Annotated in this window: 12 protein-coding genes; 4 read left to right on the top strand and 8 right to left on the bottom strand. The window is 72.8% G+C overall.

Going from position 1 to position 12,486, the window contains the following annotated elements; translation table 11 throughout:
- Window positions 1–65 precede the first annotated feature (65 nt).
- Window positions 66–914, bottom strand: a complete 849-nt coding sequence (gluQRS, locus tag BM430_RS09950) for a tRNA glutamyl-Q(34) synthetase GluQRS (RefSeq protein WP_093567078.1) — start codon at window positions 912–914, stop codon at window positions 66–68.
- Window positions 915–920: 6 nt separating this feature from the next.
- On the opposite strand from gluQRS, the gene BM430_RS09945 reads away from it, so the two are divergent.
- Together BM430_RS09945 and BM430_RS09940 are read left to right on the top strand one after the other, a co-directional pair.
- Window positions 921–1,622: a DNA-3-methyladenine glycosylase family protein gene (locus BM430_RS09945; protein WP_093567077.1), complete on the top strand. Its 702-nt coding sequence runs from the start codon at window positions 921–923 to the stop codon at window positions 1,620–1,622.
- A 49-nt stretch (window positions 1,623–1,671) separates the two neighbouring features.
- A complete protein-coding gene (locus BM430_RS09940; RefSeq protein WP_093567076.1) occupies window positions 1,672–2,352 on the top strand; it encodes an alpha/beta hydrolase in 681 nt (226 codons plus the stop codon).
- 224 nt (window positions 2,353–2,576) lie between these two features.
- On the opposite strand, the gene BM430_RS09935 is transcribed toward BM430_RS09940, so the two are convergent.
- Window positions 2,577–3,359 (bottom strand): HpcH/HpaI aldolase family protein, encoded by a 783-nt coding sequence (locus BM430_RS09935; protein ID WP_093567075.1) that lies wholly within the window; start codon window positions 3,357–3,359, stop codon window positions 2,577–2,579.
- A gap of 356 nt (window positions 3,360–3,715) precedes the next feature.
- On the opposite strand from BM430_RS09935, the gene purC reads away from it, so the two are divergent.
- Window positions 3,716–4,510: a phosphoribosylaminoimidazolesuccinocarboxamide synthase gene (purC, locus tag BM430_RS09930; protein WP_063928401.1), complete on the top strand. Its 795-nt coding sequence runs from the start codon at window positions 3,716–3,718 to the stop codon at window positions 4,508–4,510.
- A gap of 272 nt (window positions 4,511–4,782) precedes the next feature.
- On the opposite strand, the gene BM430_RS09925 is transcribed toward purC, so the two are convergent.
- From BM430_RS09925 to BM430_RS09910, 4 genes are all read right to left on the bottom strand, one after another.
- Entirely contained in the window at window positions 4,783–6,396 is a 1,614-nt protein-coding gene (locus BM430_RS09925) for a glycosyltransferase family 2 protein (protein WP_093567074.1), read from the bottom strand.
- Complete coding sequence (locus BM430_RS09920; protein WP_244539421.1) at window positions 6,393–8,228, bottom strand: glycosyltransferase family 2 protein; 1,836 nt, start codon at window positions 8,226–8,228, stop codon at window positions 6,393–6,395. The genes BM430_RS09925 and BM430_RS09920 overlap by 4 nt, the downstream gene beginning before the upstream one ends.
- 143 nt (window positions 8,229–8,371) lie before the next feature.
- A complete protein-coding gene (locus BM430_RS09915) occupies window positions 8,372–9,016 on the bottom strand; it encodes a hypothetical protein (RefSeq protein ID WP_244539411.1) in 645 nt (214 codons plus the stop codon).
- Between the two features lie 20 nt (window positions 9,017–9,036).
- On the bottom strand, window positions 9,037–9,540 hold the full coding sequence (locus BM430_RS09910) for an invasion associated locus B family protein (protein ID WP_244539420.1): 504 nt from the start codon (window positions 9,538–9,540) through the stop codon (window positions 9,037–9,039).
- A gap of 286 nt (window positions 9,541–9,826) precedes the next feature.
- On the opposite strand from BM430_RS09910, the gene BM430_RS09905 reads away from it, so the two are divergent.
- Window positions 9,827–10,210, top strand: a complete 384-nt coding sequence (locus BM430_RS09905; protein ID WP_093567072.1) for a hypothetical protein — start codon at window positions 9,827–9,829, stop codon at window positions 10,208–10,210.
- A 106-nt stretch (window positions 10,211–10,316) separates the two neighbouring features.
- Here the strand turns inward: BM430_RS09905 and BM430_RS09900 are convergent, their stop codons facing one another.
- Both BM430_RS09900 and phaZ read right to left on the bottom strand, forming a co-directional pair.
- Entirely contained in the window at window positions 10,317–11,060 is a 744-nt protein-coding gene (locus BM430_RS09900) for a M48 family metallopeptidase (RefSeq protein ID WP_093567071.1), read from the bottom strand.
- A gap of 148 nt (window positions 11,061–11,208) precedes the next feature.
- On the bottom strand, window positions 11,209–12,480 hold the full coding sequence (gene phaZ / locus BM430_RS09895) for a polyhydroxyalkanoate depolymerase (protein WP_093567070.1): 1,272 nt from the start codon (window positions 12,478–12,480) through the stop codon (window positions 11,209–11,211).
- Window positions 12,481–12,486 lie beyond the last annotated feature (6 nt).

Here is a 12,486-nt window from a genome sequence, read left to right as displayed (position 1 = left end):
GCGGACGGGTGGGGTGCAAGGGTTGTGAGTATGTCTTCTCCCCGCGAGCGCGTGGACGAAGACGGTCACGCCCGGTCCCGACGCGGCCCCTCGCCGAATCCCAGCCGCGCCCGCACCTCCGCCGCGCTCATCCCCCGCTCGCGCAACGCGGCCAGCGCCTGCGAGCGCAGGCTCTTCGACAGCTTGTCCCCCGCCTCGTCCCGAATCAGCCCGTGATGGTGGTAGCGCGGGGTCGGCAGGCCGAGCAGCCGCTGGAGCAGGACGTGGAGGTCGGTGGCGGCCTCCAGGTCCTGGCCGCGGACGACGTGGGTGATGTCCTGCGCCGCGTCGTCGAGGACGACGGCGAGGTGGTAGCTCGCCGGCACGTCCTTGCGGGCGAGCACCGCGTCGCCCCAGCGGGCCGGATCGGCGATGCGGACCGCGTCCGGCGCGCCCGGCGCGAAGGCGGTGTAGGCGAAGGGGCCCGGGCACAGCGCGAGCGCGCGGGCCATGTCGAGCCGCCAGGCATGGGGGCCGTCCGGCACCGGCTTGCCGCGGCAGCTGCCGGGATAGAGCGGCGCCCCGTCCGGGTCACGGGCGTCGCCGGCCGCCTCCTGGATCTCCCGGCGGGTGCAGGTGCAGGGATAGACCAAACCTCTCGCCTGCAACGATTCGAGGGCGGCGCGGTAGGTGGACATCCGGACCGACTGGCGCCAGACCGGCTCCGGGTAGGTCAGCCCGAGCCAGGCGAGGTCGGTGACCAGGGCCTCGGCCAGCTCCGGCCGGCAGCGGACCGGATCGATGTCCTCGACGCGCAGCAGCACGGTGCCGTGCAGCGCCCGCGCGATCTCCGCGTTGAGGAGGGCCGAGTAGGCGTGGCCGAGATGCAGACGCCCGTTCGGGCTCGGAGCGAAGCGCAGGCGGGGAGACGGCACGGCGGGATGCGGACGCGACAGACCCCTCACCCCATAAGCCCGACGGGCCTCGGCGTCACGGGCCGGCTGCTCGATTGCGAGGCGGCGTTGCAGGAGGGCGTGGCGGCCCTGGCACGCCTCGATCCGGTGATGGCGCGGCTGGTGGCGGAGGGCGCGGTGCCTGCCTTGCGCAAGCGCCCGCCGGGCTTCGAGGGGCTGGCCGGCATCGTGGTGTCGCAGCAGATCTCGACCGCGAGCGCCGCGGCGATCTGGGGCCGGCTGACCGCCGCCCTGCCGGACCTCACCGCCGGAGCCCTGGCGGCGGCGCCCGACGACGTGCTGCGCGGGGCCGGCCTGTCGGCGCCGAAGATCCGCACCCTGCGGGCGGCGGCCGCCGCGGTCGTTGGGGGCGACCTGCCGCTCGACGCCCTGCATGGGCGTCCGGCCGACGAGGCCCACCGGCTGATGGTCTCCGTGCACGGCATCGGGCCCTGGACGGCCGACGTCTACCTGCTGTTCTGCCTCGGCCACCCGGACGCCTTCCCGGCCGGCGACCTCGCCCTGCAGGAGGCGGCACGCCTCGCCGACGGGCAGGAGACGCGCCCGAGCGCCGCCGCCCTGACGGCCCGGGCCGAGGCCTGGCGGCCGTGGCGCGGGGTCGCCGCCAAGGTGCTGTGGGCCTATTACCGGGTGGCCAAGGCGCGCGACGGCGCGCCCCTCGCATCATGAGCGTGCGCGACGGCGTGCCCCTTCCCTGAGCCGAACGGAACCCGACCCGATGCCGATCCTCACCGGCCCGCGCCTGATGCCCCGCTCGGGCGCGACACCGCGCCAGCTCGTCGTCCTGCTGCACGGCTTCGGCGCCGACGGCAACGACCTGATCGACCTCGCGCAGGAATGGCAGCCGCTCCTGCCCGACGCCGCCTTCGTGGCGCCGCACGCCCCCGAGCCCTGCATCCAGGGCTTCGGCCGGCAATGGTTCTCCCTCACCTTCCGCGATCCGCACGAGCGCTGGCGCGGGGTGAACCGGGCCGGCCCGACGCTCGACGCCTTCCTGGATGCGGAGCTGGAAGCCCACGGCCTCGGCCCCCATCAGCTCGCGCTGGTCGGCTTCAGCCAGGGCTGCATGATGGCCCTGCACGTCGCCTTGCGGCGACCGGCCCCGGTGGCGGCGGTCGTCGGCCTCTCGGGCATGCTGGTGATGGAGGAAGGGACGGGTCCCGAGGGCCTCAAGCCGCAGGTCCGCGCGGTCCCTCCCGTTCTTCTCGCCCACGGCGACCAGGACGAGGTGATCCCGGTCGACGCGCTGTTCCTCTCGGCCGAGGCGCTGGCGGCCGCGGACGTCCCGGCGGAGTGGCACCTCTCCGCCGGGATCGGCCACGGCATCGACGACGGCGCCCTGCACCATGGCGGGCAGTTCCTCGCCGCCGGCTTCAAGCGGGCGGCGCGGCAGAACTAAACATCATTCCGTCGGCCAGGAACGACCGGAAGTTGGGCGGAGCCAAGCTCGTTGGCCAAGACAGTGCATCTTCGCCTCTCCCCTTTCCCGGACGACTGAAGCGAAGCGGAAGGAGATCCGGGAAAGGGCGGGTTGCCTTACGATAGATATCAGCCCACCGACACGGCATCTGCGAGAGTCGTGGACCGTGCGTGCAGTTCTGCTCAGCCTCCTTCCGGCGGGAGTTAGCCTCGTGCTTCCCTCAGCGCCGCCGCGGCGCCCGCCCGCAAGAGGGCGCCGTCGCCCGAGAGCGCGATCAGGTCGAAGCCCTCGGCGATCAGCTCGCGGGTGCGCGGGCCGGACAGGGAGTAGATGCCGATCCGCTTTCCCGCCGCGCGGGTGCGGGCCATGGCGTGCTTGAGCGCGTCGCGCACCGCCGCGCCGTCGGGGTCGAGGCCGGCGCCGTTCGACAGGGCGATCGAGAGGTCGGAGGGGCCGATGAAGATGCCGTCGATCCCGTCCACCGCCAGGATGTCGTCGAGGGCGGCGAGCGCCTCCCGGGTCTCGATCATCGCCAGCGTCTGGCAGAAGCCGTTGGCCTCCCTGAGGTAGACGTCCGGTGCGAGGCCCGACAGCATCAGCGCCGGGTTCGGCCCCCAGCTGCGCTCGCCGAGCGGCGGGTACTTGGCCATCGCGGCGAAGCGCCTTGCATCCTCCACGGTGTTGACCATCGGGGCGATGATCCCGGAAATGCCGGCATCGAGGAGCCGCGAGACGGTGGCGAAGCCGCCGACCGGCACCCGCGCGAGGGTCGGCTTGCCGCGGGCCGCCACCAGGGCGACGGTGCGGTTGATGCTGTCGAAGTCGTGGGCCCCGTGCTGCATGTCGAGGGTCACGGTGTCGAAGCCTTCCGCGGCGAGCAGCCCCGCGACCGCCGGCTCAGGGATTCCGCACCAGGCCGTGATCAGCGGCTTGCCCTCGCGGAATCGCGCCGCCAGCGCGGCCACCGCTCCACCTCGTTCCGCCATCGTGGTCCCTCCCGGATCGGCCGCGTGGGTGCCGCGGCTCGTCGCGCGAGCTTAGGTCAGGCCCGGGTGCGCCGTCGAGGCGGGAACGCCCTCGCCCGCGACATGCCGCCCCCTCCCGCCACGCTTGCAACATCGCGGCGCGATGCGCATATCGGCGCGACCAACGACCGCAATCCATCGCAGCGGCGACCGAGCCCTCCCCGGCGCACAGGCTAACGCGTTGTGCTGCCTTCGCGGTTCGGGTAATTTGCCCCCGGCTGCCGGGACGCCCCGGATCGACGCGTCCCCCGGCCCGACCTCTTGTCGTCAGAGGTCGCCGCGCCGCGGGTCCCACACGTCGTCAGGAGCCTCGGCCCATGGACTTCCTCAAACCACGGTACACGCCTATGAACCGCCGCCGTCGCATCTACGAGGGCAAGGCGAAGGTCCTCTACGAGGGGCCCGAGCCCGGCACGCTCATCCAGCATTTCAAGGACGACGCGACCGCCTTCAACGCCAAGAAGCACGAGGTGATCGACGGCAAGGGCGTGCTGAACAACCGGATCTCCGAGTTCGTGTTCCAGCACCTCAACGACATCGGCGTGCCGACGCACTTCATCCGCCGGCTGAACATGCGCGAGCAGCTGATCCGCGAGGTCGAGATCATCCCGCTCGAGGTGGTGGTGCGCAACGTGGCGGCGGGCTCGCTGGCGACGCGGCTGGGCCTGGAAGAGGGCACCCAGCTCCCGCGCTCGATCATCGAGTTCTACTACAAGAACGACCAGCTCAACGACCCGATGGTGTCGGAGGAGCACATCACCGCCTTCGGCTGGGCGACGCCGCAGGAGATCGACGACATCATGGCGCTGGCCATCCGGGTCAACGACTTCATGTCGGGTCTCTTCCTCGGCGTCGGCATCCGCCTCGTCGACTTCAAGATGGAGACCGGCCGGCTCTGGGAAGGCGACATGATGCGCATCGTCGTCGCCGACGAGATCTCCCCGGATTCCTGCCGCCTCTGGGACATCAAGAGCCAGGACAAGCTCGACAAGGATCGCTTCCGCAAGGATCTCGGCGGCCTGATCGAGGCCTATACCGAGGTGGCCCGCCGCCTCGGCATCCTGGGCGAGAACGAGAAGGTGCAGACCGGCGGGCCGCGGCTCGTGCAGTGACGCGGTCCGGCTCAAGGCCGGATCGGGATCGAGGGCGGGGCTGCCTCCGGGAGGGGGCGGCCCCGTCGTCGTTTCTGACGTCCTCCATCGTCATCCCGGGGCTCGCCGCAGGCGAGAACCCGGGATCCATAACAGCTGACAGTGCCGGACGAAGCGGGACGCTGTTCGCCTCTGCTCGAGACGTCAGCGGTTATGGATCCCGGGCTCCGCTGCGCGGCCCCGGGATGACATCGAGGGTGCCATGATCGTCGAGGTGTCCGTGGACGACCCGCTCAACGCGGACCCGCTCCCTCCCATTCCCGCATCCGCACATACGTCCCCGCCCGCGGATCGAACCCCGGATGATACCAGGGATCGGCCTCCAGCCGCGCTCCCCACCGCGCCCGCAACGCCGCCACCTCGGCTTCGTGGCGGCTCTTCGCCTCCGGGTTCCAGCGCCGGCTCGCCGCCTCGTGGTGGTAGAGCACAGCGCCCGGCACCATCATCGTCCGGTAGCCCGCCGCCTCCAGCCGCAGGCAGAGGTCGACGTCGTTGAAATCGACCGCGAAGGCCGCCTCGTCGAAGCCCCCCACCGCCCGGAATTTCTCGGTCTCCACCGCGAGGCAGGCCGCCGTCACCGCCGAGACCCGGTGCGTCGCCCGCAACGAGGCGAGGTAGCCCGGCGCCTTGCCGGGGAAGTGGCGGTGGGCGTGGGTGACGAGGCCGCCGGTGCCGAGCACGATTCCGCCATGCTGGATCCGCTCGCGGATGTCGAGGAGCTTCGCCCCCACCGCCCCGACCTCCGGCCGCAGGGCCTCCTCGGCCATCCGCTGCAGCCAGTCGCCCCGGTGGGCCACCACGTCGTTGTTGACGAAGACCAGGAGCGCGCCGTTCGCCTCGGCGGCGGCCCGGTTGTTCATCGCCGCGAAGTTGAACGGGCCGGGGCAGGGCAGCACCCGCACCCCCTCCCCCGCCAGGCGCTGGAGATAGGCGAGGGTGCGCGGGTGACGGCTGTCGTTGTCGCAGACGATGATCTCGAGGGACGGCCAGTCGGTCCGGGCGCGCAGGCTCTCGATGCAGGCCCGCAGGAGCTCGACCCGGTCGCGGGTCGGGATGATCAGGCTGGCGAGCGGCGGCGCGGGCAGGTCGCGGCGCAAGGCGAGGATGCCGCCCGCCGCCTCGACCCGGCCGGCTCCGGCGAGGTGGCGCTCGGCCAGGGCCCGGCGCGACTCCGCCCAGCCCGCCGGAGGCGCGGCCGCGTCGGGCGCCCAGGTCGAGAGGAGGCGCGGCAGGTGGCGCACCTCCCCGGCCTTAAGCCGCAGCAGGAGGTCGGCGGCTTCCGCTCCCGGCAGGGCGGGATCGAGCCCGAGCCGGTCCAGCACCGCCCGGCGACAGGCGACAACCGGGCCGATGTAATCCGCGGCGAGGAGGTAATCGGGGTCGAAGGCCGGGCGCAGCACCGGCAGACGCGGCGCCCCCCCGGGACCCAGCACCACGGCGTCGCCGTAGAGGGCGGTGACGCCGGGCTCGGCCGCGAACGCCTCCGCGATGGCGGTGGCCGCCCCCGGCACGAGCCGGTGTCCCGGCGCCGTCAGCACCACGATGTCGGCCGGTCCGGCGCCGCCGGACAGGATCTCCGCCGGCGTCGCGACGCGCAGGCCGGGCACAGCCTCGGCCTCGCCCGCGGGCACGGGCGGCGGCGTCAGGGCGTGGCGGGCGCCCCACAGGATGGCGGCGCGGTCGCGCGCCCGAACCCTTTTGCCGGCGAGGAAGGCCCGGGCGACCTGCCACGCCTCGCCCGGACGCTTCAGCGCCAGGAGCAGCCGCACGAGCCCGCGCCGGGCGGGACCGGGCCGGTGTTCCGCGAAGCGTAGGGTATCGAAGGCCGGATGAGGCGGCAGCCTCATTCCAGCTCCTCCCCGAAGGTCGTGACCGAGAAGGCCGGGTGGTAATACGGGTCGTCGCGGATCACCCCCCGCCAGCGGGCGGCGAAACGGTCGCCCTCCGCCTCGAACCGCGCCCGGGCCGGGCCGACGCTCGGGCCGCGGCTGACCGATTCGTGGTGGGCGAGCACGGCCCGCGGGGTCCAGACCGAGCGCCAGCCCGCGGCGGCGAGGCGCAGGCAGAGGTCGATGTCGTTGAAATCGACCGGAAACGCCTCGGCGTCGAGCCCGCCGACCGCCTCGAATTTCCGGCGCGCCACCGCCAGGCAGGCGGCGGTGACGCCCGCCACCTCGTGCGCGACCGTGAGCCGGCCGAGATGGCCCGGCGTGTCGGCGGGGCGGTTGCGCAGGATGTGCCCGGCCCGGCCACCGAGCCCGACCACCACGCCGGCATGCTGGATCCGCCCGTTGCCGAACAGGAGCTTGGCGCCGACCGCGCCGACCTCCGGCCGCAGGGCCTGGCGCACCATCGCCGAGAGCCAGTCCGGGTGCAGCACCTCGACGTCGTTGTTGAGGAGCACCAGCACCTCGCCGCGGCTCGCCGCGGCGCCGTCGTTGACGAGGCGCGAGAAGTTGAACGGGCCCGGCCGGTCGAGCCGCCGCACCCGCGGATCGGATTCCCACTCGGCGTAGAGGGCGGCCACCACCGGATCGGTCGAGCCGTTGTCGACGATGACGAGTTCGAGCGCCGGATAGGCGGTGTCGTGCAGCACGCCCCGCACGGCGACGCGCAGCAGGTCCGGCCGGTCGCGGGTCGGGACGACGACCGAGACCAGGGGGGCCGGATCGGGGAGCGGCCAGTCGAGGTCGAGGGTGTCGCCGGTCCGCACCAGCGCGGCGTGCGAGCCGGCCCGGTCGAGGGCCCGCTCCAAGTCGGCGGCGTGGCCGTCGGGATCCGGCACGTCCGGCGCGACGCGGCAGAGGAGGCGGGGGATGCGGCGCACCCGCTCAGGAGCAGCGAGGGCGGCGGCGAGGAGGAGCGCCCGGGCCCCCTGCCCCGGCGTCCAGCCGCTGCGCGCGACGAGATCCCGTCCCACCAGGAGCGGCCGCCCGGGATAGAGCGTGGTCAGGGCGAGATCCGGGCTCCAGCCCGGCTTGAGCCGGGGACGCAGGCCCTCCGGCGTCTCGGCCTCGCTGTCGGCGTAAGCCAAGTCGGCGGGCGCAGGCCCCGCGAAGGCGGCGGCGAGATGGGTGAGCGCGTCGGGTGCCAGCGCATCGCCGGGGCGTAGAAAGCCGATCGCGACCCCGTCCGGCAGGGCCTCCGCCGAGATCCGCGGATCAGCGGCGAAGCCGGCGGGCGCCTGTCCCCGCCAGTGCAGGGCGAGGCGCCAGTCGCGATGGCCTTGGGCCAGCAGGGTGGCGAGGGTACGCCGCACGGCCTCCTCTTCCTCCGGCGCCGCCTCCAGGATCAGGCCGAGGCGCGGCAACCCGGGCGGCACCCGGTCGAAGGCAGGCTCGAACGGCCGCGCCCGCTCGGCCTTCCAGAGCGGGTACTGCGCCGGCGGCCGCACGCCGACGGCGATGCGCAGGGTGTTGCGCAGGCGGCGGCCGTCGCGGCGCAGCCACTGGTAGAGCGCGACCGGCAGTTTTTCCGGCCGGCGCCGGGCGCAGAGTGCGAGCACCGCCGTGCGGGAAAGGAGTTGCGCCGCCTCGATCCGGAACCCCTCCGCCGGGGCGGCGAGCCGGATCTCGTCCGTGCCCGGCGGCACCGGGCCGAGCCAGGAGGCGCGGCCGAGCACCGGGCCCGGCAGCAGCGCATCCTCGTGGGACCCGTCCGCCCGCGCGAAGCGCAGCATCGGCCGCACCGGCGCGGCGAAGCGGTCGAGGGCGTAGTCGAGGGCGAGCCAGCGTCCGGCGGTCGGCCGCTCGAAGACCAGGGCTCGGGAGAAATCCGGATCGTCCGGGCGGGGGGCGATGCGCCAGGGCGCCACCCTGGCGGTCAACCGTCGGCCGGCGCCGGGGCGGCGGGCTTGCGCCGCGGCGCCCGCGCGGGCTTCGACCCGCCGCCGAGGCCGACCTCGATCTCGAAATCCTGCGCGAGGTTGGCCGGGACGGAGATCCCCTCCTCCACCACCGTGAAGGTGCCGCTGGCGCTGCCCGTGGGAATCGTCGCCGCGGCCTGGCGGCTGCGCCGGGCGATGACCTGGGTGCCGTGCTTGACGGTGATGGTCACCGGAGCGTTGAAGCGGCCGGGGGCGCCGCCGGGCCCGAGCAGGACCACGCCCTGCACGCCGACCGCGACGGTGACGCTGCCGTTCGGCCCGGGCTGGCAGGAGCGGCTGATCTGGCCGAGGCGGATCTGCGTGCGCACGCTGCCGCCCGCCATGGTCTGCAGCGAGGAGCCGCCCTCGCTGACGTCGAGCGTCGGGCAATAGACGTCGTCGAGGTTCGGGGGCGCCTCGGGCGGCTTGGTGGTGCCGCCGTACTTGAAGATGTTGAGGAGCGGATTGCCCCCCTCCTGCGGCGCCGCATCCTGCGCCCGCGCCGGGGTGGCGAGCCCACCCGGCGCCGGGACCACGCCCAGCAGCGCCAGGGCGACGCCCAGGGTGCCGAGGCCGAGGGTGCGGAGACTACGAGCCGTCACGGTCCTCTCCCGATCGTCGATCACTTCAGGCTGTCGAAGCCTTCCTTGAACCCCTTGAGGGAGAGCGGGATGCCCACCCCCTCCTCGGGCGTCTGGAAGACGATGAAGGTGGCCTGCTGGCCGCCCTTGAGCTGGCTGATGAGCTTGTCGTCCATCACCACCTCGGCGACGCAGCCGGTGGAGAGGCAGCGCACGAACGAGGTGCGGCCGATCTCCGCCTGGTCGACCTTGAGGCCGAGGCCGGAGGGCAGGAGCACGCCGAGGGGCGCCACCACCCGCAGCAGGATGCCGCGGTTGTCGGCGGTCTTCAGCACGATCACCACGAGGGAGAGGTTCGGCCGGTCTTCCGCCGCGACGTACTGCACCAGGGCGCATTGCTCGGCCTTGGCGCCGGCGGGCGTCTCGCAGCGCAGCTGCCAGTCGTCGAAGCTCTGCTTGACCGCGCCCTGCGCCAGGGCGGCCCCGGCCGGCAGGCCGAGCGTCAACGCGAGTCCGAGGGTGGCGGCCCGCACCCGGCGTCCGATCCGTCGCAAGCTGTCTCCCACGCCGCTCACCGCTCCGCTGTCCGGGCCATCCGCCGGCCCGGGGGCGTTCCGACCACGGGGCCGGGATGCTGTCAAGCCGAGGCGCCGTTTCGACGTCGGGAACTCTCCATGGGACCTCTTGCGTGCCCCTGGCGGGAACCGGTGCCGCCGGACCGGCTTAGCTTGGTAAGGAGCCGGGCTGCATCCGTCGTTAGTGGTTGTGCATGGTTTCCGGTTCATATCGGATCGACCGACCCCCGCCCTCACCTTCCTCGCGAGAGCCCCGATGAGACCCGCCGCCACCTCCCTCGCCCTCCTGCTCCTGGCCGCCGGCCCGCTCGCCGGTGCCGCGGCCGCCCAGTCGCTGCCGGTCGACGAGACCACCTATGTCGAGCGCTCGCTCAACCGGGACGCGACGCTGACGATCGAGCACCCGCCGGTGCCGCGCAACCCGCGCGGCCGCCGGGCCTCGCGCTCGGCCGAGATCGCCGGATTCTGCCGCGACGGCGGGGTGATCCGGCGGCGGGGCGAACAGGGCGAGATCATCCTGCGCCAGCGCGAGACTTGCGACAGCATCGCGCCGCGCACCCTCGCTCCGGGCTATGTCGACCCGCGCCCGGCCTGGCCGGTGCGGCGCGAGCGCGTCGTGGTGGTGCGCACCAAGGGCTGAACTCATACGATTTCCGATTGATCGCTTCGCGATGCGGAAATCGGCCTCGCTCACGCGCCGCGCGGGCTGGTGATACGATTTCCGAACTGATCGTCCGGAAATCGTATCAGCCGTAGCGGTGCAGCTCGGTGCCGTGCCGCTTCAGCCAGGCCTCGGGCTCGTCGTAGCCCGGGGAGAGTGTCTGGACCACGCGCCAGAACCGGTCCGAGTGATTCATCTCGGCAAGGTGCGCGACCTCGTGCGCTGCCAGGTAGTCGAGCACCGAGGGCGGCGCCATGATCAGGCGCCAGGAAAAATTCAGCTGGCCCGCCGCGGTGCACGAGCCCCAGCGGCTGCGGGTGTCGCGCACGGTCAGACGCTTCGGCGTGCGGCCGAGCGTGGCGGCATGGCGCGTCACCGCCGCGGTGAGGTCGCGGCGCGCCTCGGCCTCCAGGAAGTCGCGCACCCGCCGCGCCACATGGGGCAGCCCGCACGACACCGCGATCACCAGGGCGCCGTCGGCATCCGTGGTGGCGACCGTCGCGCCCGACGTCGCCGACCAGTGCAGGATGCGGTGGGGCACGCCGCGCAGCGGCACGACCGCGCCGGGCACGAAGGCGACGCGTTCGGGGAGCTTCGCCACCCGGGCGGCGATCCAGGCGCCGTGCGAATCGGCGAAAGCTTGCGCCGCGCCGAGGTCGGTGCGCTCCGGCAGGGTGAGGACGATCTCGCCGGTAGCGCTCGACACCCGCAGGGTGATGCGCCGCGCGGCCGCGCGGCGGCGCACGGTGACCGGATAGCAGGTGCCGGCGTGGATGACGGTGACGTGGGTGGGTTCGGGCGCCGAACGGCGCAGGAGCGCGACTCGCATGCCACCCTTGTATCCGGGAGACCCGGAGCCTGTCAGCGTCCCGCGTGATCGCGCGAGGCCGACGAGGTGCGCGAACCAGGAGCGTAAGGAGCGGGCCGGTGACATCGGCGGGAGCCGGCGCCGCATGAGACGGCGCCGGACGGGACGATCAGGAGGCCGCGCGCAGGTCCTCGACGGCCTGCGTGCCCTGCATGGCGTGCATGAAGGCGGAGATGCGCGGCGCGATGTTGGCGCGGAAGCGCGAGCCGTTGAAGACGCCGTAATGGCCGACGCCCTTCTGCAGGTGGTAGAGCTTGCGCTCGGCCGACAGGTTGGGGGTCAGGTCGTGGGCCGCCAGGGTCTGGCCGACGCCGGAGATGTCGTCGTTCTCGCCCTCGACCGCCATGATCGCACAGTGGCGGATCGCCGTCGGGTCGACGGGCTTGTCGCGGTGGCGCATCTCGCCCTTCGGCAGGGCGTGCTCGACGAACACGGTGTTGACCGTCTGGAGGTAGAACTCCGCCGTCAGGTCCATCACCGACAGGTACTCGTCGTAGAAGTCGCGGTGCTTCTCGGCCGAGTCGCCGTCGTTGCGCACCAAGTGCTTGTACATGTCCCAGTGGGCCGTCAGGTGACGGTCGAGGTTCATGCCCATGAAGCCGGAGAGCTGGAAGAAGCCCGGATAGACCTCGCGCCAGGTGCCGGGATAGCCCGGCGGCACCACGGTGATGCAGTTGCGCTTGAACCATTCCGAGCCGCGCTCGGCGGCGAGGCAGTTCACCGCGGTGGGCGAGCGGCGGGTGTCGATCGGGCCGCCCATTAGGGTCATCGAGGTCGGCACGCCCTCCATGCCGTCCGCCTCCATCCGGGCGACGGCGGCGAAGACCGGCACCGAGGGCTGGCAGACCGCGATCACGTGCAGGTCCGGCCCGAGGGCCTGGAACATCTCGATCAGGTAGTCGATGTAGCTGTCGAGGTCGAACCGGCCGGCCTCGAGCGGCACCATGCGGGCGTCGATCCAGTCGGTGATCATCACCTCGTGGGCCGGCAGCAGCGCCTCGACCGTGCCGCGCAGGAGCGTGGCGTAGTGGCCCGACATCGGCGCCACGACGAGCACCTTCGGCTGGGCCTGGGTGGTCGGGCGCTTCAGGGCGCGGTCGAACTTGAGGACCTGGCAGAACGGCTTCGACCAAACGACCCGCTCGGTGACCTCCGTCACCAGGCCCTCGACCACGGTGGTGGGCAGGTTGAAGGCCGGCTTGCCGTAGCGGCGCGTGGTGCGCTCGAACATTTCGCAGGCCGCCGACACGGTCCGGCCGTAGGGCGTGTAGGTGATCGGATTGACGGGATTCTTGAACACGAGCTGCGTGGCGTCGGCGGCCGCTCGGGCAGGCGTCAGCATCCAGTGCGCAGCTTCATACCAGAAATAGGAGAGATCCATGACGCC

This window comes from Methylobacterium sp. 174MFSha1.1, from assembly GCF_900116815.1.
GTDB lineage: Bacteria > Pseudomonadota > Alphaproteobacteria > Rhizobiales > Beijerinckiaceae > Methylobacterium.
This window is presented reverse-complemented; position numbering and strand designations above follow the sequence as displayed.